Source organism: Burkholderia sp. AU31652 (genome assembly GCF_002223155.1).
Classification (GTDB): Bacteria; Pseudomonadota; Gammaproteobacteria; order Burkholderiales; family Burkholderiaceae; genus Burkholderia.
Genome location: NZ_NKFG01000005.1, coordinates 443592 through 465077, shown reverse-complemented (window position 1 = coordinate 465077; position 21486 = coordinate 443592). Strand labels below are relative to the sequence as shown.

Genomic DNA, 21486 nt, shown 5'->3' with positions numbered 1-21486 from the left:
TCGCTTATTCGCTCGGCATGTGTCGAAACCCGAGCAGCGCGACCAGGCTCACGACCGACATCGCGACGATGTACAGCGCGGGCGACGCCTTGTTGTGCGTGGTCGCGATCAGCCACGTGACGATCAGCGGGGAAAAGCCGCCGAAGACCGTCGTCGGGATGTTGTACGACACCGCAAGCCCGGTGCTGCGCACCGCGGCCGGGAACGCGCGCGCGGCCAGCGCGGGCACCAGCCCGACGAGCACGCCCATCGGCGCGGCGGCAGCGGCCTGCATGATCAGCAAGTTGCGCAGCGACGGGCTCGCGATGACCCACATATAGAGCGGCAGCGTGATCGCGGACAGCACGACGATCGCGGCGGCGACCATCGCGACCGGCCGACGCCAGACGTCGCCGAGCAGGCCCGCGAGCGGCGCGATCGCGACCATCACGATGCCGGCGACCGTCGTGCTCATGAACGGCGCGGACATCGGCAACCCGAGCTGCTTCACCGCGAACGTCGGCATGTAGATCAGGTACATGTAGAACGCGGCGGTACTGACGATCGTCACGCCGATCGCCGCGAGGAACGACGTGAGGTGCTCGCCGAACAGGCGCTTGAGAACCTGCGCGACCGGCAGCGCTTCGCCGTGCACGAACGCATCGGTTTCCGACACGCTGCGACGGATGTAGAAGCCGACCGGGCCGATCAGCAGGCCGACCACGAACGGCACGCGCCAGCCCCAGCTTTCGAGCTGATGCGGGCTGAGCGACGTCGTCAGGATCGTGCCGATCGTGCCGCCCAGCACGATGGCCAGCATCGTGCTCGCCATCTGCAGGCTCACGAAGAAGTTGCGCCGATGCGGCGGCGCCTTTTCCGCGAGGAACGCGACGGTGCTGCCGAATTCGCCCGATGCCGCGAAGCCCTGCACGAGCCGCGCCAGCACGAGGATCGTCGCGCCGAGCCAGCCCGCCTGCGCATACGGCGGCGCCACCGCGATCGCGGCCGTGCCGGCCAGCATCAGCCAGATCGTGACGGACATCGCCGCCTTGCGGCCGTACCGGTCGCCGTACAGCCCGAGCACGACACTGCCGAGCGGCCGCACGACGAACCCCACGCCGAAGGTCGCCGTCGCGAGCAACAGCGATCCGACCGGCCCGGCCACCGGGAAAAACAGCTTCGCGATCACGCTGGCGAAATAGCCGTAGATCACGAAGTCGAACCATTCGAGCGCGTTGCCTGCCGCGGCCGCCGCGACGTCGCGCAGCGTGCCTGCCCGCTCCGACGGCTGCGCCGCGGCCGAAAGGCGATCGAGCGCGAGGGCGCCCGCCGGATTCACTGCATCCTCTTTCATCGTCTGTCTCCTCCCGCTGCTGGCTGCAGTGGTTTCGTGCTCATGTTCGATGCGCACCGTTACCGCGTCCAACGGATTTCCGGAATATGATCATCACCAACGTGAATAACGGTGCGAGCGCGGCGCGCGATTTCGTCGCGGCGCCAGCCGGCGCTCTGCGAGGGCAAACGCGACCTTGCGCGAACGGCCCGTGGCCCGGACACTGGCCGCCACGACGTTCCGGCTCGCGACGTCACGCGCGGGATGCCGGCATCCGAATGGGAGATGTGCGATGAAGGATGTGTTCCGCCAGCTCGACCTCAACCTGCTGCGCGTGTTCGCGGCATTGATGGCCGAAGGCAACGTCACGCGCGCCGCCGAACGGCTGGCGCTTTCACAGTCGGCGGTCAGCAATGCGCTGCGCCGGCTGCGCGAGTCGCTCGGCGACGTGCTGTTCGAGAAAACCGTCTCCGGTGTGCGGCCGACCGCGCGGGCGCGCGAGCTGTGGTCGGCGGTCCAGCCGCACTTCGACGCCTTGAAGCAGGCGATCTCGCCGGACCAGTTCGACCCGCAAGAACATCGGGGCACCTTCACGATCGCGATGTCGGACTACTCGGTCGAGCGCATCATGCCGCGCCTCGCGCAGTACATGGGCACGCATGCGCCATCGATGCGAATCGAGCTCACGCCGTTCAGCGTCGCCGACCTGCCGGGCATGTTCGACCGCGGCGGCGTCGACCTCGCGATCGGCGGCTACCTGAACGACTCGAGCCCGAGCAGCGGCGTGCGCACGCACGAGATGTGGCCGATCCACTGGAGTTGCCTGATGCGCAAGGATCACCCGCTCGCGAAGGGGCCGCTCACGCTGAAGCGCTTTCTCGCGGCGCGGCATCTCGACGTCGGGTTTTCCGGCATGCGGGTGCCGGTGTACGACAGCCTGCTCTCCGCGCACGGCCTGCAGCGCAATCTCGTCCTCACGCTGAATGCGTACTCGCCCGCGCTGGCGATCATCCGCGAATCGGATTTCATCGGCGTGCTGCCGACCACGCTGCTCGATCTGTCGATCCACGAGAAGGAACTGGTGTCGCGGCAACCGCCGGTGCGCATGCCCGCGCGGCCTTACTGCGTGATCTGGCATCAGCGTTGGGACAGCCATCCCGCGCACCGCTGGCTCCGGCAGACGATCGTGTCGTTGTTCACACGCCCGGCGGAGCAGCCGGGCGACGCCGTGCGTTCGCCCAAGCGACGCGCCACCCGCCAGAGCTAGACGCGCGGGCCTGCCGCGTCAGACGTTCGACACCAACAGCCTGATCCCCGCCACGCCGAACACGACGGCAAGACACGCTTCCATCGCGCGCCGGCCGCGCACGTACAGCCGGCGCGCACCGTCCATCGAGAACACGAGCGCATAGCCGCCGAACACCAGGCACCCGATCACGATGCAGCCCGGCACGACGGCGCCATGCGACGCACCCGCGCCGTTCGACGACAGCGCGACGATCGACACCCACACGAGGATCGCTTTCGGATTGGTCAGGTGCAGCATCGCGCCGCGTACGTAGAAGCGCGACAGCCGCTGCTCGCCCGCTGCGTTCGTTGACGCCGCCGCCTTGCCCGACCACGCCGTGCGCCCCGACTTGAACGCGAGCCACAGCAGGTACAGCCCGCCGAACAGCTTGATCGCGACCAGCAGCTTCGACCACGCGAGCAGCGCGGCCGACACGCCGAGCGCCGCCACCGTCGCCCAGCACATCGACCCGGAAATGACGCCGAGCGCGAACGCGAGCGCCGCCTTGCGGCCCTGGTTCGCAGCGACCGACATGATCGCGAGATTGCTCGGCCCGGGGCTGGCCGTCCCGATGAAATAAGCCGTGTAGGCCAGCAGCAGGTTGGTCGAGAAGAAGGCGTGGACGCTCATGTCGAACCTCGCAGGGATGATCGAGGCATTGTTGGCAAACGCGCACCGTCTGCCCATGGACAATTGGCCGACAATTCGCTGGGCCAGTTGGACGGGGCGCGCAACCGGATCGCCACGGGTCAATCCGTCTCGGATTTGAAACACCCGTCACATTCGCTGGTGGCTTTTGCCGCGCATGGCGGACATCCTGTCCCCCCGCTTCCGCCGGCCCGAACGCTTGACAGGCGCAGGCAGCACGCGCGGGCCGGCCCATTTCGTCAGACTGCCGGGGAACGCGCCACGCAATTTATCCCGGCGTTACGTTACATCCGTGAAGCATTTCGCGTCGGCGAGCCGCTCCGCGTACGCGATATGCATCGCGCCGCGCCGGTAGACCACCTCCTCGGTCCCCTCCGCCCCCCAGTACCGGCGGGACTCGCCGCCCTCGTCGCGTCGCGGCTCAACAATACTCAACAATCGTCTCGCGCCGCTGGTACGAAACCTGCATCCCGTTCGGGTAACCACCGCGCCGATCACCGCGCGGACACGAACCCACCGTCGGGCGCATCCAGCGGACACGCCCGAACGATCCGAGCAAGTAACGAGGCCCTTCATGGATGCGCTGCCCAATTCGTCCGACACGTCATTCCAGCTCTTTCTCGCGAAGCTGCTCGAACAGCCGTTGCCCGACTGGACCGAAAAACAGCAGATGGAACTCGAGATGGCACGCTCGTTGTCCACCGAAATGGTTCACCTCGCCGAGGACATGCGCGGCCGCACGCCCGATCTCGCGCGTTGTCTCGTGCTGCTCCGCTACGCGAAGGTGCTCGACTTCATGCTGACGTCGCTCGCCGCGCACCGCGACATTCATCCGCAGACGCTGCGCACGCTGTTCCGGCTCGCGAACCTGAAAGTCGACGATGCGTATCCGGCCTGAGCCGGCGCACTGCATCGGCTGCCACGGGCGTCACGCACGGCCACGGCGGCCCTTCCCGATTCGCGGCACGCGCATGCCCGACGACCTCGCCGCATGATCTTCAGGAACCCGTTCGGCTCCGAATAGCCGCCGTGGGCACGCCATCCGCTTCCGGCACCCCGCCGGGCTGATGCCGTGCATCAGCGTGGCGGACGGCCCCGCCCCGCAAACGGAGGTACAATCGCGCGCCATGAACGCACTTCGCCGCTTCCTGCTCCGGCAAGGCGTCGCGCGACAGCTTCTGTGGGGGGTCCTCCTCGTGACGCTGCTGTCCCGCGCGCTGATGTCGGGCGCCGTGATGCTCGATCCGGACGGTCCGGATGCGGGCTCGGTGGTGCTGTGTTCGGGCCGCGGCCCGCTGATCGTCAACGTAGCCGCGCTGGCGGCCCGTTTCGATGCCGGCGCGCCGATCACACCGGCCAACGACGCGCTCGCGCTCGCCGATGCGCTCAAGCATGACGGCCATGCCGACAATGCGACCTCGTCCGGCAGCGGCGACAGCCTGTGCGCATTCGGCGCCGCGCTGTTCACCGCGCTGGCGTCATTCGTGCTGCTGGTGCTGCTGTTTCCCGCCGCCGCGCCACGGCGCTTCCGGATTCACGTCGACCGTATTCCCATCGTGCGATCGATCTTCGACGATCGCCCACCCTCCCGCGCCCCTCCGCTGTCCTGCTGACGGTTCCGCCCCGCGGCTCGTGCACGTCGACGTGCGCGCGCCTGCATGCCGTTCGTCTCACACGACCTGATTCAACCGTTCACTCGCCTGCCCGCCTCGCGCGGGCGACGCCGTCCTGCGCCGCTTCCGCGCATGGCGCCGCGCCGCCCGTTCCGTCGATGCCGGCAGGCGGGCGCAACGCGCGTTGACGTCCGCCGGCCCGTGCCGGCGCGGCCGCTCAACGAACCCGAGGAGCTGACACCATGTCGACCACCGTCGAACGGGCGATCTCGCCCGCCCAATCCACCCACGCCGGCTACCGGACGCTCTGGCGCTGGCACTTCTATGCCGGCCTGTTCGTCATGCCGTTCCTGGTGGTCCTCGCGATCACCGGCACGCTCTATTGCTTCCAGCCGCAGATCGAGCCGCTGCTGTATCCGCACCGGCTCGTCGTCGAGCCGCGCGCCACGCCGCGGCTCGATGCCGACACGTTGCTCGCGAGCGCGCGCACCGCGATGCCGGCCGGCGCGACGCCGGTGTCCGTGCAGGTCTCGACCGCGCCGGACCGCAGCGCCGAATACGTGTTCCGGCTGCGCGACGGCAGCCGCGAGAGCGTGTACGTGAACCCGTACGACGGCAGCGTGCTCGGCACGCTGAGCGTCGAGAACCGCTTCATGCAGATCGACCGGATGCTGCATCGCAAGCTGCTGCTCGGCAAGACGGGCGAGTTGCTGATGGAGCTCGCCGCGTGCTGGACCTTCGTGATGATCGGCACCGGCATCGCGCTGTGGTGGCCGCGCGGCGCGGCGCGTGTCGGGCAGGCACTGCGCCCCGACCTGTCGCTGCGCGGCCGGCCGCTGTGGAAGAACATTCACGCGACGGCCGGCATCTGGCTCGCGGCCGGCACAGTCGCATTCATCCTGACGGGGCTGCCGTGGTCGGGCTCGTGGGGCAAGAACTTCAAGGCGCTGGCCGCGACCGTGAACCTCGGCGCGCCGGAAGGCGCATGGGGCGGCGGAGCGGTACGCTCGACGCGCCCGGGTGCCGCCGCGGCGCCCGCACCTGCCCACGCAGATGTACCGTCCGGCCATCACCACGAATCCGGCGAGTCGATGCCGGGGATGGTGATGGACGACCTGCCGTTGCCGCAAACGCCGTGGGCGGTCGGCAACGTGCCCGTCCCGCATTCGCCGTCGGCGCCGATGCCGGCCCCGCTGCCGCTGGCCCGCGCAATCGCGATCGTCGCGGGCCTCGGCGTGACGAGCGGCTATACGCTCGCGCTGCCCTCCGGCGCGGACGGCGTGTTCACCGCGTCGTACTTCCCGGACGACCCGAAAGCCGAGCGGACGATCTACCTCGACCAGTACAGCGGGGCCGTGCTGAAAGACATCGGCTATGACGACTACGGCGCGGTGTCGCGCGCCGTGTCGTACGGCACGTCGCTGCACATGGGCCGCTACTTCGGGCTCGCGAACCAGATCGTCTGCGCGGTGCTGTCGCTCGGGCTGGCCGCGATGGCCGTCACGGGCACCGTGATGTGGTGGAAGCGCCGCCCGGCTCGCAAGTTGGGGGCGCCGTCGCGCGAACGCGGCGCGCCGCCGATGCGCGGCTGGATCGCGGGGCTCGTGCTGCTCGGCATCGTCTTCCCGCTGATGGGCGCGACGATCGTCGCGGTCTGGTTGATCGACCGTCTGCTGTTCGGCCGTGCGGCACGCGCAGCGGCCTGATTCATCGCGCGCCGGCATACGCGGCGCGCCGACGCGACACGCCCGGGCCACCGCGTGGCTCGGGCTGTTCGCGCTCGTGCTCGCGCTCGTCGCGCCGCTGATCTCGCAACTGCGCGCTGCCGCACCCGATGACGGCCTGCCGGCCGCGCCGATCTGCTCGGCAACCGGCAACACGCTCGTGGCGCACGCGCAATCGCAGGCGTCGCCCGATTCGTCGTCCGATTCTCCATCGGACAGGCATTTCGACCGCTGCGGCTATTGCGGCCTGCTCGCCGGCCATCCGCCGCTGCAGTCCGCGGTGTTTCTCTCCGCCTCCCCGGCCGTGCGGCATGCGCCGCCCGCGCCGCTGATCCCCTCTGCCTGCCACCCGCCGAAGCGCTACGCGCTCGCCGCGCGCGGGCCGCCTTCCGCCCGCGCCTGACGCACCTCGCGACCGCGCCGCCGCACACCGCGCGGCGCCGTCCGCTTCGCCTGCCCGCCCTGCCGGCGTCCGATGCCGAACCCGCGCGCATGACCACGCGCGGCGGCCGGCGCCGTGCATGGCGCGCATCGTGTCCGACTCATCATCGTCACCCTAACCATACGTACAACGACATGTTTACCTCGACCCGTATCGCCGTCGCGCTGTCCGGCGCGATCTCCGTGCTCTTCGCGTCGGCCGCCTGCGCGCAAGGCGCCGACGCGCCCACCGATGCACCGGCCGCGTCGACGCTGCCCGCGATCAACGTCAACGCAACCCGCGAGATGGACTCGCTGACATCGCAATCGACCGGCAAGCTGAAGCGCACGCTCGAGCAGACGGTCGGCTCGGTGGGCTTCGTCGATGCCGACAGCTACCGGAACACCTACGCGTTCACGCTGCGCGACGTGCTGAAGGACGTGCCCGGCGTGTTCGTCGAGAACCGCTACGGCCAGGAGCTGCGGCTGTCGATTCGCGGCTCGGGGATCGCCCGCTCGTACCACACGCGCGGCCTCGAGATCCTGCAGGACGGCATCCCGACCAACCTCGCCGACGGCAGCGGCGACTACTACCAGATCGATCCGCTCGCGCTGCAGGCGGTGCAGGTCTACAAGGGCGGCAACGGCCTCGCGTATGGTGCGTCGACACTCGGCGGCGCGATCGATTTCATCACGCCGACCGCCCATACCGCCGACGCGCCGAACATCCTGCGCGTGGAAGGCGGCAGCTACGGCACGGTGCGCACCAGCGCGCAGGTCTCGCGCGTGCTCGGCCCGCTCGACTTCCTCGCGAACTTCAGCGTCAATCACGCGGACGGCTATCGCGATCATTCGAAGGGGCAATACGAGCAGTTCAACGCGAACGTCGGCTACCGGTTCAGCCCGACGGTCGAGACGCGCTTCTACGTCGGCGTGTACGTCGTCGACCAGTTGCTGCCGGGCACGCTGTCGCTGTCCGACGCGCTGAACAATCCGACCAGGGCCGCGCCGAACGCGATATCGGGCGACCAGGCGCGCAACACGCGCACCGAGCGGATCGCGAACCGCACGACGGTGAAGCTCGATTCGGGCGAGCTGCAGTTCGACACGTGGGCGATCCACAAGAGCCTCTATCACCCGATCTTCCAGGCGCTCGACCAGGACGGCTGGACCTACGGCTTCGCGCCGCGCTACACGGGCCACCTGACGCTCGGCGGGATGCGCAACGACCTGATCGTCGGCGCGCGCTTCTTCGGCGGCCGCACGCAGGCGAACCAGTACGTGAACGTCAACGGCAACAAGGGCGCGCAAACGCTCGATTCGACGCAGACGGCCTTCAACTACGAGGCGTACGTCGAGAACCGGCTGTTCTTCGTGCCGACCGTCGCGCTGATGACGGGCGTGAAGGTGCTGCACTCGGTGCGCGAGTACATCGACAACGGCGGGCTGCCGCGCGCCCCGAACTACAAGTCGACGAACGCGAGCTACAGCGGTGTCAATCCGAAGCTCGGGCTGCTGTGGCAGCCGGATGCGCACACCCAGGCCTACGTCGACATCACGCGCAGCCAGGACGTGCCCGACTTCACCGACCTCACGCAGACCTTCTCGAACACGACGCGCTTCACGCCGCTCGCGGCGCAGCACGCGTGGACGATCGAGTTCGGCACGCGCGGCTCGCGCGAGCGCGTGAGCTGGGACGTGACCGCCTATCGCTCGCTCGTGCGCGACCAGCTGCTGCAGTACACGACGAACCCGGATGTGCCGGCGTCGACGTTCAATGCGAACAAGACGGTGCTGCAAGGGATCGAGGCCGGCGCGTCGGTCGAGCTGCTGCGCAACGTCACCGGGCGCGGCGCGGGCGACAAGGTCACGCTGTCGGGCATCTGGAACCTGAACGACTTCCGCTTCAAGAACGACCCGCAGTACGGCAACAACCGGATCGCCGGCGTGCCGCTGAACGTGCTGCGCGCGACGCTGGGCTACGCGCGGCCGAGCGGCTTCCATATCGCGGCGACGCTCGACTGGGTGCCGTCGGGCGCGTGGGCCGACGATGCGAACACGTTGCGCGTGCCGAGCTACACGCTGCTCGGGCTGCAGGCCGGATACGACTTCCGCAACGGCCTCTCGCTGTTCGTCGACGCGCGCAACCTGACCAACAAGCGCTATGTGAGCGACATCAGCACGGTCGCCGATGCGCGCACCGCGAACACCGCGATCTTCTATCCGGGCGAAGGTCGCAGCGTGTTCGCCGGCATGCGGTACGCGTTCTGATGCCCGGCCTGACAAGAAACACCGCATTGAACAGATTCAAAGGATCTCGAAACATGAAGTTCAGATTGATGCTGCCCGCCGCCTTGCTCGCGGCCTTCTCGCCCGCCGGGCAAGCCCAGGAGAGCGATGCCGCGAGCGCCGGCGCCACGCTCGCACCGATTCGCGTCAGCGCCCAGAAGGCGACACCGCTCACGCAGCCGCTTGACACCGGCAGCCGTCTCGGCCTGACTTCGCTCGAAACGCCCGCGAGCGTCGAGCAGATCGATCGCAAGACGCTCGACACGCGCGGCGACAGCGCGATCGTCGACGCGGTGAGCCGCGCCGCCGGCATCAGCGCATCGCCGCATCCCGGCAACGGCGGCTCGGAGCTCGGCGCGCGCGGCTTCGTCGGCGCGTCGTCGGTCACGCAGCTCTATGACGGCGTGCGCCCGTACGGCGCGATCGGCATCACGTTTCCGTTCGACACGTGGTCGGTCGACCATATCGACGTGCTGCGCGGCCCGGCGTCGGTGATCTACGGCGAAGGCGCGATCGGCGGGGTCGTCAACATCGTGCCGAAGAAGCCGACGCGCGGCGCGATCCGGAACGAGCTGCAGGTCGGCGGCGGCACCGAGGGCACGGCGCGGGTCGCGTTCGGCAGCGGCGGCGCGATCAACGACAAGCTGTCGTATCGCTTCGACATCAGCGGCAACCGTTCGTCGAACTGGGTCGACCGCGGCAATTCGCGCAACCTGTCGATCTCCGGCGCGCTGCGCTACGACGTGAGCGCCGACCTGTACGTGACGGCGTCGTATGCGCAAGGCTTCCAGCATCCGATGCAGTATTTCGGCGTGCCGCTCGTGAACGGCGCGCGCGATCGCGCGCTCGACAAGAAGAACTACAACGTCGGCGACAGCGACATCGCGTTCCGCGACAGCTGGGCGACGGTAGCGGCGAACTGGCAGCCGAGCGACAGCCTGAACGTGACCAGCACGCTCTACCGGATGAAGAGCAACCGTCACTGGAAGGACGCCGAGTACTACACGTACCTGCCGTCGACCGCGCAAGTGCGGCGCAGCAGCTTCACGGAAATCTTCCACGACCAGGAGCAGTACGGCAACGTGACGGCGGCCACCGTCACCACCGCGCTGCTCGGGATGCGCAACACGTTCTCGACGGGCTTCGAGTTCAATCACACGACGTTCCAGCACGACAACAACTCGCCGTATTCGGGCACGTCGACGGTCGATCCGTTCAACTTCGATCCGGGCAGCTTCATCAACACGGCCGGCACCTATCCGAAGTACCGCAGCCAGGCGAACCAGTACGCGCTGTTCGCCGAGAACCGGCTGGAGATCACGCCGCGCTGGTCGGTGATCGGCGGGCTGCGCTACGACCATGCGAGCGTGAACCGCGACGATCTCGTGAACGGCGGCGCATTCACGAAGGTGTTCGCGAACACGGGCTGGCGCATCGGCACCGTGTACGACGTGCAGCCCGGCCTCGCCGTGTACGGCCAGTACTCGGTCGCGGCCGATCCGATCAGCTCGCTGCTGTCGCTGAATGCGTCGAAGGCGAACTTCACGCTCGCGACCGGCCGGCAGATCGAGATCGGCGTGAAGCAGTCGTTCCTCGGCGGCAAGGCGGAATGGACGCTGGCCGCGTACCGGATCGTCAAGAGCAATCTGCTGACGGCCGATCCGCTGAACCCGAACCAGTCGATCCAGATCGGCCAGCAGTCGTCGCGCGGGCTCGAGGCGACGGTCGGCGCGGAGATCGCGAAGGACTGGCGCGTCGACGCGAACGTGTCGATCCTGCGCGCGAAATACGACGACTTCCAGCAGACGTCCGGCGGCACGACGGTGTCGCGCGCGGGCAACGTGCCGGTGTCGGTGCCGCAGCGGCTCGCGAACCTGTGGGTGAGCTGGCGCTTCGCGCCGGACTGGACGGGCATCGCGGGCGTCAAGTACGTCGGCAAGCGTTTCGCCGACACCGCGAACCAGCTCGTGATGCCGTCGTACACCACCGTCGACCTCGGCCTCGCGTGGAAGCCGCGCAAGGACACGACGATCACCGCGCGCGCGTACAACGTATTCAACCGGCGCTTCGTGCAGTCCGCGTACTACAACGAGACGCAGTACCTGCTCGGCAACGACCGGCGGCTCGAAGTGGTGGCGAGCTACCGGTTCTGATGCGGCGCGATGCGGTGCGCCACACCCGCCGCCGGTGTGCATGCCCTGCGGCGGGGGCATGCATCGCGACCTCACCGCGAAGGCGCGGCCACTCACGCAACCGCATGAACGCCCTGGATCGGCGCGCAGCGGCGGCCCGACGAACCCCTCGCCGGGCCGCATGACTGCACGTTACGCACGCGTGCCCGCCGCGCGCCCCGCCATCCACTTCCGGTAGCGCCGCGTCTGGCACTGCGCGGCCAGTTGCTGCCCGACCAGCGCGCGCAGCGGCGACACCTGCGGGTGCGTGCGCCGGCCAACGCTCAGCCGCGTGAGCTGGAACTTGACGACGGCCATGTTGGCCAGCGCGCCCAGCGCCTTGTTCTTCCAGCGGATCGGTTCCAGCACCGGCGCGCTGTCCTTGCCGGCCCGCCAGTCGCGCGGCAGGTTCGGCTCGATCGACAGCGCGGTCGCGATGCCGACCATCGCCACGCCGCTGTCGACCACCTGCTCGGCCACCACGCGGCGCCGGATGCCGCCCGTCACCATCAGCGGCATCCGCGCAACCGCCGTGATGTCGCGCGCGAACTCGAGGAAATACGCTTCGCGGGCCAGCGTGCGCCCGTCGCGTGCCTCACCCTGCATCGCCGGCACTTCATAGCTGCCGCCCGACAGTTCGACGAGATCGACGCCGAGCGGATTCAGCAGTTCGACCACGCGCTTCGCGTCGTCCGCGCTGAAGCCGCCGCGCTGGAAATCCGCCGAGTTCAGCTTGACCGCGACCGCGAATTGCGGCGACACCGTCGCGCGCACGTCCCGCACGATGTCGAGCAGCAGGCGTGCGCGATTCTCGATGCTGCCGCCCCACGGGTCCTGCCGGCGGTTCGTCAGCGGCGACAGGAACTGGCTCAGCAGATAGCCGTGCGCCGCGTGAATCTCCACGCCGGTGAAGCCGCTCTGCTCCGCGAGTTGCGCGGCGCGCACGAAGCGCTGCTGCACGTCGGCGATATCGGCCGGCGTCATCTCCTTCGGCACCGGGAACTGCTTCGACAGCGCACCGAGCGCGAGCGGCACGGCCGACGGCGCGAGCGTCGTCTGGCCGAGCGCCGCCTGCATCTGGCGCCCCGGGTGATTGATCTGCATCCAGACCTGCCCGCCGCCCGAGCGCGCCACCTGCGCCCAGTGGCGGAAGCGGTCGAGATGCGCATCGCTCTCGAGCACGACGCCGTTCGGCCCCGTCATCGCGCGGCCGTCCACCATCACGTTGCCGGTCAGGATCAGGCCGACCTGGCCATCGGCCCACGCCTGGTACAGGCGCAGCAACGCGTCGGACGGTGCGTGGTTCGCATCGGCCATGTTCTCTTCCATCGCGGCCTTGGCCAGACGGTTCGGAATCACCGCCCCGTTGGGCAGTGTCAGCGGTGTAAACAGGTTCATGGAGGGCACCCTCGATTGACGATGCCCAACGATAACTTTAAAGTCAACTTTAAGGTCAAGCCATTTTGGAGCACAGCATGAAAATCGGCGAACTGGCGAAGGCGAGCGGCCTCGCGGCGTCCCGCATCCGCTTCTACGAAGCGAGCGGGCTGCTCGAACCGGCCCGCCGGCAGGCCAACGGCTATCGGGAATACGGGTCGGAAGCGTTGACGCGGCTCGCGATCATCGACCGCGCGCAGCGCGCGGGTTTTGCGCTCGACGAGATCCGCGCGGTGTTGCCGCCCGATCTCGGCGCGTGGCCGCGCGACGAGCTGCTGGTCGCGCTGCGGCACAAGGTCGACGAAATCGTGCGGCTCGAACAGCGTCTCGCGCAGAACCGGGAACATCTGGAGGTGCTGATCGAGGAAATCGAGAACAAGCCGGAGGGCGAGGATTGCACGGAAACCGCGCAACGGATGCTCGACCGCCTGTGCGCGCAGGCCGAAGAAGCGCCGGCGTCGGCACCGGTGCCCGCGCCGGTCCCGCGGCCGACACGCAAGCGCGCATGACTGGTTACGCTGCGTCATCTGACAAACAATCAACCTCCGCGGCGGCGAGACGAGTCGACGCGCGTGCGCCGGCTTCCGCGGCGCGACTTCAAGACCCGATCCGCATGACGATCCCCCGCACCACAGGATTCCTCGTCGCCGCACTGCTGACGTTCGGCATCGGCGTCGGCAACGCTTGCGCCAGGACGTGCGCCGATACGCCTGCATCGTTCGCCTGCCCCGCCGCCCCCGACCTTCCGGACGAGATCGTCGCGCAGCTGCCCGCCGGCTACGAAGCGATGGATGCCGCGTCAGGGCGACTGACCGACAGCCCCCATGTCGGCTATGTCGTCGTCGCGCATCAGCCCGACGACTCGATGCGCAAGGCGTCGCTGCGTCCGCTGATGATCTTCCTGCCGGACAAGGACGGGCACTACCGGCTCGCGGCGCGCAACGACGCCGTGATCATGAAAGCCGACGAAGGCGGAATGGGCGACCCGTATCTGGATGGCGTCGCCGAGAACGCGCTCACGGTCGAACCGCGCACCTTCACGGTCGAACAGGGCGTATTCGCGGGCCATGACCACTGGCGCGACCGTGTCACGTTTCGCTACGACAGCGCGCATCGCACGTGGGTGTTCCATCGCGAGGTGTTCCGGAACTGGCGCTTCAACGACGATCCGAACGGCGATGCGCTGAAGGCCGACCCGGTGCGCGTCACGCGCGCCAATGCGGCGAAAGCGGTCACGTTCGAAGCGTGGCGGCCGGGTTACTGGTGTGATTCGGCCGAGCGGCGAGGTAGCGATCCGGCTTGCAGCAAGACGCGTTGACGGTGACGCAGCGCCGCCGTGCTGCCGTGCCGCGACTGACGATGCGTGCGGATAAGCGGTATGCACGGACGCTGCCGCGCCGCACGCGCAGTGTGTCTGCCGGCACGCGCCTGCCCCCTTCGCCGCGCAGATTTGCTTACGTCGCAGGTAATCGACGCGCGCCGCCCGCGCCACGATGATGGCTCCATCGACGCACGAAGCGCATCACATCAAGGAGCCCGCCATGACCGCCTACGCCATCGCCCACCTGCACGACGTCGAGATGGGCGACGACATCGTCGAATATCTCGAACGCATCGACGGCACGCTCGCGCCTTTCAGCGGTCATTTCGTGATTCACGGCGCGCGGCCGGAGGTACGTGAAGGCGTGTGGCGCGGCGACCTGATCGCGATCGCGTTTCCCGATCTGGACACGGCGCGCGCGTGGTACGAATCGGATGCGTACCGGCAGATCCAGCCGCTGCGCGCGCGGCACGCGAGCGGCCCGCTGATCCTGATCGACGGCGTCGACGCGCGGCACAAGGCGACCGACATCCTGCGCTGACGAAGCATTACGCGCCGCCGGTCGCCAATCGGGCTGTTGGGCCGCCACGCGCCGACGGCGGCGTTACATCCCTTCGAGCGGCTGCCCCGGCTCCCACGCGTCGACCGTCGCCTTCGCTTTCTCCCGATCGCGCGCCGACAGCACGCCGTCGAGCTCGGCGGCCGATACCTCGGAGAACTCGACCTTGCGGCTGCCCTTTGCGGATTTCAGCGCCGCGAGGTAGAACGTGTACGCGGTCAGCTGGTTCTGCTTCACGCCACGGCCTTTCTGATAGAGCGTCCCCATGCTTTCGAGCCCCAGCGGATCGCCCTGGCGCGCGGCCGAACGATACAGCGCAGTGGCTTTGTCGAGGTCCGCGGGCAGCTTCAACCCCATGTCGTACATCAAGCCGAGCGCGCTCTGCGCGGGCGCGTAGCCACGGTCGGCTGCCAGCTGGAAGCAATCCGCGGCCACGCGGAAATAGCGCTTGGCCGGATCCTCTTCACGACGGAACAGCCGCCACGCGATATCGTCGATCCGTACGGCCATGTCGTACTGCATCTTCACGTCGCCATGCTGGGCGGCGATGAAGCTCCACTTCACCGCCTGCTCGTCGTCCCTGCCCGGGTAGCGGTAGTACTTGCCAAGCAACGCGGCTGCTTCGGCGTTACCCGCGTTCGCCGCGGTCGTCAGCTCGGGGATGGCGGTCTGGTAGTCCTTCTTCTCGTAGGCGGCCAAGCCGTCCTTCAGGTCGGCAAATGCCGGCGCAACGGCCAGCGCGGCGCACAGCGCCAATAGGGTTTTTTTCATTGCTCTCGATATTGTGATTATTCGATCGGATTGCGGCGAAGCACGACATCGTGCCCCCACGTGTCGCGCTTCGCATGCAGCCGTCCGGTGCGTATCGTCGTTCTGCGGCCCCGCATGGCGGAACCTGTCGCACCGGATGGCTTTCCTTTTACCGCAATCGCAAATCCGTCGTCAATGAAGCGGCCCTCGCCCCACCGTGCCGGCTACCCCTTGCGCTCCATCGGCTCGCCGACGACGAACCCGCCGCCCTGGAACCGCTGCGCGGGATCATCGTAGTCGGCGGTCGGCGCCGTCACCGGGAACAGCCCGGCGAATTGCTCGGAGCTGTCACGCGGACGGAAGCCGAGGAAGCCGGCCTTCGTGTTGTCCCACCACTTCACCGGGTTGTCCGACGCGCCGTACACGATCGCGTGCCCGACGCGGTTCGTCAGCAGCGAGCAGCGCACCAGCTCGATGAAGTCGCGATAGCTGAGGAACGTCACGAGCATGCGCGGATTCTTTGGCACTTCGAACGATGAGCCGATCCGCAGGCACACGGTCTCGATCCCGAAGCGGTCGAAGTAGTAGCGCGACAGCGATTCGCCGAAGCACTTCGTCACGCCGTACAGGCTGTCGGGGCGCAGCGGCGAATCGGCGTCGAGCACTTCCGTGACCGGATGGAAGCCGATCGCATGGTTCGAGCTCGCGAACACGACGCGCTTCACGCCGTGCTTGCGCGCGGCTTCGTACAGGTTGTACGTGCCGGTGATGTTCGCGCCGACGAGATCGTCGAACGGCGCATCGACCGAAATGCCGCCGAGGTGGACGATCGCGTCCACGCCGTCGACGAGCTGCATCACCGCGGCCCGGTCGGCCAGGTCGACGACGCGGGTTTCTTCATGCGCGGCCGCGTCGCCGAGCGTCGCGATGTCGCTGACGCGCACGACGTCGGCCCAGTCGGCGAGCGCGCCGCGCAACTGGCGGCCGAGGTTGCCGGCCGCGCCCGTCAGCAGCAGGCGCCCGAACGGTTTGCGCGCGCCGGTGGATGAGGCGTTCATTGAATCTCCTTGCATCTGACCTGAAATCTGACTGAATCGGAAAACGTTTTCCAACTATACGCGGGCGCACCGCCGAACGTCAATGGTCGAACCCGGTGGCAGCCATCCGCACTTTCCCGATATCGGCGCGTGGCCGCGTGTGCCCTTTTTCTGCCACAATCCGGCCTTACGGAACGAAAACGTTACCCTTCGAATGAAAAAAGTTTCCCCGACGATCCGCGACGTAGCGGCGGAAGCCGGCGTGTCGGTCGCGACGGTCTCGAAGTACGTGAACGGCACACAGCGCTTCTCGCCGACCGTCGAGGCCCGGCTCAAGGAGGCGATCGAGCGGCTCGGCTACCGTTCGAACCCGCTCGCGCGCTCGATGATCACCGGCCGCACGCGCACGATCGGCCTCGTGATCCTCGACATCAGCAACCCGCACTTCACGAACGTGGTGAAAGGCGCGAACCGCGTCGCGCTGCAGCACGACTACACGCTGCTGCTCGTCGATACCGAGGAGAGCCAGGCGCGCGAACGCTCGCTGATCGAGGCGCTCGCGCAGCGCGTCGACGGGCTGATCGTCAGCACGCGGATGCCGGATGACGAAGCCGGCTGGATGCTCGATCTCAACAAGCCGCTCGTGCTGCTGCGTCGCAGCCCCGGCCTGCCGATTCCGAGCGTCGGCATCGACAACCGGCTGTCGACCTACATGCTCGCGCGCCACCTGCTCAATCTCGGCCATACGCGCATCGCGTATCTCGGCTTCGGCACGGCACGCGTGAACGACGAACGGATCCAGGGCGCGCGCGACTGTCTCGCGGAAGCCGGGCTCACGCTCGACGTGCACGATGCGCATGCGCCGACCGCCGAAGCCGGCGAGCGTGCGTGTTCGCGCGTGATGCTCGGGCCGCAGCGCCCGCAGGCCGTGATCTGCTACAACGACCTGATCGCGCTCGGCTTCATGAAGGAGGCCACGTCGCTCGGCTTCCGGTTGCCGCAGGACGTGTCGGTCGCGGGCATCGACAACGTGCCGTACGGCGAATACGCGGCGCCCGCGCTGACCACCGTCGACATCCAGAGCGAGAACATGGGCGAGCTCGCGATGCAGAAGCTGATCGACGCGCTCGCGGGCCGCACCGATGCGAGCTATTCGACGTTCGAGCCGCGGCTGATCATGCGCGCGTCGACGGCCGCGGTCGGCTGAGTTTCCTGTTTCGCGCCTGCAAAAGAAAACGCGCCGCCCAAGGGCGGCGCGTTCGTTTGTCGACGCGCGATCACGCACTCATGCGTCGAGCTGCGCAGGCTTCATCTTCGGCGTGAGCATGTGCATCACGCCCAACGCGATCAGGTAGGCCGACGCGCCGATCGCGAACAGCACCCAGTAGTGGCCCGTGCGCTGCAGCACCTGGCCGATCACTTCCGAGAACAGCACGCCGCCGATCGAACCGGCCATCCCGCCGATGCCGACCACCGATGCCACCGCGCGGCGCGGGAACAGGTCGGACGCCGTCGTGAACAGGTTCGCCGACCAGCCCTGGTGCGCGGCGGCGGCGAGGCCGACGATCAGCACCGCGGCCCACAGGCTCTGCACCTGCGACACGAACGCGATCGGCAGCACGCAGCATGCGCAGATCAGCATCGCCGTCTTGCGCGCGCCGTTCACGCTCCAGCCCGCGCGCAGCAGCATCGACGACAGCCAGCCGCCGCCGATGCTGCCGACCGTCGTCAGCGCATAGATGCAGACGAGCGGCAGGCCGATGTGCTGCATGTCCATCCCGCGCGATTCGTTGAGCCACTTCGGCAGCCAGAACAGGTAGAACCACCACACCGGGTCGGTCAGGAACTTGCCGATCAGGAACGCCCACGTCTCGCGCTTGCGGATCAGTTCGCCCCAGCGCGGCGCGCCGGCATTCGCGTTCGCCGCGTCGAGCGCTTCCGCTTCGTCGCGCGGCTCGTCGTATTCGGCGGCGAGCGCGCGCGTATCGGCCTGGCGATAGAGCACGAGCCACACCGCGAGCCACACGATGCCGATCGCGCCGACGATCACGAACGCCGCGCGCCAGCCGTAGGCCACCGCGATCGCCGGGATGATCGCCGGTGCGAACACCGCGCCGATGTTCGCGCCCGAGTTGAAGATGCCGGTGGCGAGCGCGCGTTCGCGGCGCGGGAACCATTCGGCCGTCGTCTTGATCGCGGCCGGGAAGTTGCCGCCCTCGCCGATGCCGAGCAGCGCGCGCACGAACGCGAAGCCCATCACCGAGCCGACCGCCGCGTGCAGCATCGCGGCGATGCTCCACACCAGCATCGCCAGCGCATACGAGATGCGCGTGCCGAGCCGGTCGACGATGCGCCCGAAGCCGAGCAGGCCCAGCGCATAGAACGCGGAAAACGCCATCACGATGCGGCCGTACTGCACCTGGCTCCAGCCGATGTCGTGCTGGAGCATCGGCGCGAGCAGGCCGAGGATCTGCCGATCCATGTAGTTGATGACGGTCGCGAAAAACAGCAGCGCACAGACGGTCCAGCGGTAGCGGCTGGCGGCTGCGCGCACGGCGCCGACGACGGCAGATTGCATGAATGTCTCCGATGCGCGGCCGCGCCCGTCGCGCCGCACGATATTCGTTGACCGGCGACCGGCGCCGGGGCGGACGGCGGCGCGCCTGTCGCGCACGGCCGATTCCGCCGATCAATCTGGAAAACGTTTTTCAAAGAATAGGACGTGCGCCCATGCCCTGTCAGTCGGGGATTTCGATGAGTCATCTCAAATTAGTCAACCGCAAAAGAGACGACTGTTTCACTACATGGCATTAACCGTTTTTCCCCGATTTTCCCGACCGGCGTGCGCGAGGGCGGCCGCCGAGACACATGTCCGATTCCAGCCAGAATCGGCGGGCGGGATGGTTTACAGTCGTCTCATGCGCCTCGATCCCGACACCTGCTATGACGCCCTGCTTTCGCGGAACCGCCGCTTCGACGGCTGGTTCTTCGTCGGCGTCGCGACGACGGGCGTGTATTGCCGCCCCGTCTGCCCGGTGAAGCCGCCGAAAGCGCAGAACTGCAGCTACTACCCGAGCGCCGCGGCCGCCGAGAAAGCCGGCTTCCGACCCTGCATGCGCTGCCGCCCCGAGCTCGCGCCCGGCCACGGACTGCTCGACCTGTCCGGCACGCTCGCCGACGCGGCCGCCACGCTGATCGAGGACGGTTTCCTGAACGCGCATTCCGTCGATGTGCTCGCACGGCGTGTCGGCGTGACCGAACGCCACCTGCGCCGGATCTTCGGCGCGCAGTTCGGCGTGTCGCCGGTCGAGTTCGCGCAGACGCACAGGTTGCTGATGGCCAAGCGGTTGCTGACCGATACCGCGCTGCCGGTGGCCGTCGTCGCGTCCACGGCCGGGTTCGGCAGCGTGCGGCGCTTCAACGACCTGTTCCTGCAGCGGTACGGCCTCAATCCACTCCGGCTGCGCAAAGGAGCCCGCGCGTCGGCCGATGGCGACATGACGTTCCCGCTGCCGTATCGCCCGCCGTTCGCGTGGGACGACCTGATGCGCTTTCTCGCGCAGCGGCAGATCGACGGCGTCGAGCGGATCGATGCGCAGGGTTATGCGCGTGTCGTCGAATTGCCGAACCCGAACGTCAACGGCGGTAGCAGGCGTATTGCCGGCTGGCTGTCCGTCGCGCACGTGCCGCAGCGCTTCGCGCTGGCCGTCACCGTATCGCCCTCGTTGACACCGGTCGTACCGGCCGTGCTCGCGCGTGTGCGCCGGCTGTTCGATCTCGACAGCCGCCCCGACGTGATCGACGCGCATCTCGGCGAACTCGCGAGCGGCTCGCCGGGCCTGCGTGTCCCCGGCGCGTTCGACGGCGTCGAGATCGCGATCCGAGCGATTGCAGGCGAACAGCTTGCGGCGACGCATGCGGGCGCGCCGGTGCTGGCGCGCATCGCCGAACGTTTCGGCACATCGATCAAAGGCGCGCCGCCGGGCCTCACGCACGCGCTGCCCTCCGCCGCGACGCTGGCCGCCCTGCCGCCTTCCGCGCTTGAAACGATCGGCATCGCGCGCGAACCCGCACGGGCGATCGTGTCGCTCGCCCGCGCCGTCGACGACGGCACGCTCTCGCTCGAACCGATGGCGCCGCTCGACACGACGCTTGACGCACTGCGCGCGCTGCCCGGCTTCGACGAGCACGCGGTGCAGTACGTCGCGATGCGCGCGATGGCCTGGCCGAATGCGTTCCCGGCCGACGATGCGTGGCTGCCCGCGCGCAGCGAACGCGCCCGTGTGCCATCATCCGCGCCGCATGCGGCGCGCTGGGCGCCGTGGCGCGCGTATGCCGCACTGCACGTGTGGCGCCTTCATGGAGATGTGTCGCGATGACTCCCGCTCACCTGATTCCGAGCCCGCTGGGCGACATCGCCGTGCGCATCGAGGACGATGCGCTGACGGGCCTCTACTTCGTCGGCCAGAAATACTTCCCGCCGGTTGCGATCGTGACCGAGGCAGACGCGCTCGCGATGTCGCCGCTTGCGCGCAAGGTCGCGGAAGAAGTCGCCGAGTACTTCACCGGCATGCGCGAAACGTTCTCGGTGCCGATTCACCTGCGAGGCACCGCGTTTCAACGACGGGTATGGAAGGAACTGCTCGCGATTCCATTCGGCGAACTCGTGACGTACGGCGACATCACCGAGCGCGTCGGGTTGCCGATGAGCGGCGCGCGCGCCGTGGGCGGTGCGGTCGGCCGGAATCCGGTGTCGATCATGGTGCCGTGCCATCGCGTGGTCGGCGCATCGGGCAGCCTCACCGGCTATGCGGGCGGCATCGATCGCAAGCGCGCGCTGCTGTCGCTCGAAGGCGCGGGGTTCGAGCGCGGCGCCCACCATCCGGTGCAACAGGCGCTCGCGTTCTGAGGGGAGGC

19 protein-coding genes are annotated in these 21486 nt (G+C 68.2%); 13 read left to right on the top strand and 6 right to left on the bottom strand.

Going from position 1 to position 21486, the window contains the following annotated elements:
• Positions 1-4 precede the first annotated feature (4 nt).
• Entirely contained in the window at positions 5-1333 is a 1329-nt protein-coding gene (locus CFB40_RS19645; RefSeq protein ID WP_089432124.1) for an MFS transporter, read from the bottom strand.
• Between the two features lie 271 nt (positions 1334-1604).
• On the opposite strand from CFB40_RS19645, the gene CFB40_RS19640 reads away from it, so the two are divergent.
• Positions 1605-2579, top strand: a complete 975-nt coding sequence (locus CFB40_RS19640; protein WP_089432123.1) for a LysR family transcriptional regulator — start codon at positions 1605-1607, stop codon at positions 2577-2579.
• A gap of 18 nt (positions 2580-2597) precedes the next feature.
• Here the strand turns inward: CFB40_RS19640 and CFB40_RS19635 are convergent, their stop codons facing one another.
• A complete protein-coding gene (locus tag CFB40_RS19635; protein ID WP_089432122.1) occupies positions 2598-3230 on the bottom strand; it encodes a LysE family translocator in 633 nt (210 codons plus the stop codon).
• A 592-nt stretch (positions 3231-3822) separates the two neighbouring features.
• Here CFB40_RS19635 and CFB40_RS19630 point away from each other — a divergent pair.
• The 6 genes from CFB40_RS19630 (at position 3823) to CFB40_RS19600 (ending at position 11447) form a co-directional block, all read left to right on the top strand.
• Entirely contained in the window at positions 3823-4146 is a 324-nt protein-coding gene (locus CFB40_RS19630) for a hypothetical protein (protein WP_021162626.1), read from the top strand.
• A gap of 229 nt (positions 4147-4375) precedes the next feature.
• Positions 4376-4861: a hypothetical protein gene (locus tag CFB40_RS19625; RefSeq protein ID WP_089432121.1), complete on the top strand. Its 486-nt coding sequence runs from the start codon at positions 4376-4378 to the stop codon at positions 4859-4861.
• Positions 4862-5103: 242 nt separating this feature from the next.
• Positions 5104-6567, top strand: a complete 1464-nt coding sequence (locus CFB40_RS19615) for a PepSY-associated TM helix domain-containing protein (RefSeq protein WP_089432120.1) — start codon at positions 5104-5106, stop codon at positions 6565-6567.
• Entirely contained in the window at positions 6545-6988 is a 444-nt protein-coding gene (locus CFB40_RS19610) for a DUF2946 domain-containing protein (protein ID WP_143329863.1), read from the top strand. Before CFB40_RS19615 ends, CFB40_RS19610 begins: the two co-directional genes overlap by 23 nt.
• A gap of 173 nt (positions 6989-7161) precedes the next feature.
• Positions 7162-9276 (top strand): TonB-dependent receptor family protein, encoded by a 2115-nt coding sequence (locus CFB40_RS19605; protein WP_089432119.1) that lies wholly within the window; start codon positions 7162-7164, stop codon positions 9274-9276.
• Between the two features lie 53 nt (positions 9277-9329).
• Complete coding sequence (locus tag CFB40_RS19600) at positions 9330-11447, top strand: TonB-dependent receptor (RefSeq protein WP_089432118.1); 2118 nt, start codon at positions 9330-9332, stop codon at positions 11445-11447.
• Between the two features lie 171 nt (positions 11448-11618).
• On the opposite strand, the gene CFB40_RS19595 is transcribed toward CFB40_RS19600, so the two are convergent.
• Complete coding sequence (locus CFB40_RS19595) at positions 11619-12863, bottom strand: NADH:flavin oxidoreductase/NADH oxidase family protein (RefSeq protein WP_089432117.1); 1245 nt, start codon at positions 12861-12863, stop codon at positions 11619-11621.
• Positions 12864-12940: 77 nt separating this feature from the next.
• Between CFB40_RS19595 and CFB40_RS19590 the strand changes: the two genes are divergently transcribed.
• The 3 genes from CFB40_RS19590 (at position 12941) to CFB40_RS19580 (ending at position 14764) form a co-directional block, all read left to right on the top strand.
• Positions 12941-13411, top strand: a complete 471-nt coding sequence (locus CFB40_RS19590; RefSeq protein WP_089432116.1) for a MerR family transcriptional regulator — start codon at positions 12941-12943, stop codon at positions 13409-13411.
• 104 nt (positions 13412-13515) lie between these two features.
• Complete coding sequence (locus CFB40_RS19585; protein ID WP_089432115.1) at positions 13516-14220, top strand: hypothetical protein; 705 nt, start codon at positions 13516-13518, stop codon at positions 14218-14220.
• Between the two features lie 223 nt (positions 14221-14443).
• Positions 14444-14764: a DUF1330 domain-containing protein gene (locus tag CFB40_RS19580; protein WP_089429181.1), complete on the top strand. Its 321-nt coding sequence runs from the start codon at positions 14444-14446 to the stop codon at positions 14762-14764.
• Positions 14765-14827: 63 nt separating this feature from the next.
• Here the strand turns inward: CFB40_RS19580 and CFB40_RS19575 are convergent, their stop codons facing one another.
• Positions 14828-15553, bottom strand: coding sequence for a tetratricopeptide repeat protein (locus tag CFB40_RS19575; protein ID WP_089428364.1), 726 nt, complete (start codon positions 15551-15553; stop codon positions 14828-14830).
• 203 nt (positions 15554-15756) lie between these two features.
• Positions 15757-16590: an NAD-dependent epimerase/dehydratase family protein gene (locus CFB40_RS19570; protein WP_089428365.1), complete on the bottom strand. Its 834-nt coding sequence runs from the start codon at positions 16588-16590 to the stop codon at positions 15757-15759.
• 82 nt (positions 16591-16672) lie between these two features.
• Between CFB40_RS19570 and CFB40_RS19565 the strand changes: the two genes are divergently transcribed.
• Positions 16673-17776, top strand: coding sequence for a LacI family DNA-binding transcriptional regulator (locus CFB40_RS19565; RefSeq protein ID WP_089432114.1), 1104 nt, complete (start codon positions 16673-16675; stop codon positions 17774-17776).
• Positions 17777-17854: 78 nt separating this feature from the next.
• Here the strand turns inward: CFB40_RS19565 and CFB40_RS19560 are convergent, their stop codons facing one another.
• Positions 17855-19147 carry an MFS transporter gene (locus CFB40_RS19560; RefSeq protein WP_069252842.1) on the bottom strand — a complete coding sequence of 431 codons (1293 nt, stop codon included), beginning with the start codon at positions 19145-19147 and terminating at the stop codon, positions 17855-17857.
• A gap of 322 nt (positions 19148-19469) precedes the next feature.
• On the opposite strand from CFB40_RS19560, the gene CFB40_RS19555 reads away from it, so the two are divergent.
• Entirely contained in the window at positions 19470-20948 is a 1479-nt protein-coding gene (locus CFB40_RS19555) for a bifunctional transcriptional activator/DNA repair enzyme AdaA (protein ID WP_089432113.1), read from the top strand.
• On the top strand, positions 20945-21478 hold the full coding sequence (locus tag CFB40_RS19550) for a methylated-DNA--[protein]-cysteine S-methyltransferase (protein WP_089432112.1): 534 nt from the start codon (positions 20945-20947) through the stop codon (positions 21476-21478). Before CFB40_RS19555 ends, CFB40_RS19550 begins: the two co-directional genes overlap by 4 nt.
• The last annotated feature ends 8 nt before the right edge of the window (positions 21479-21486 follow it).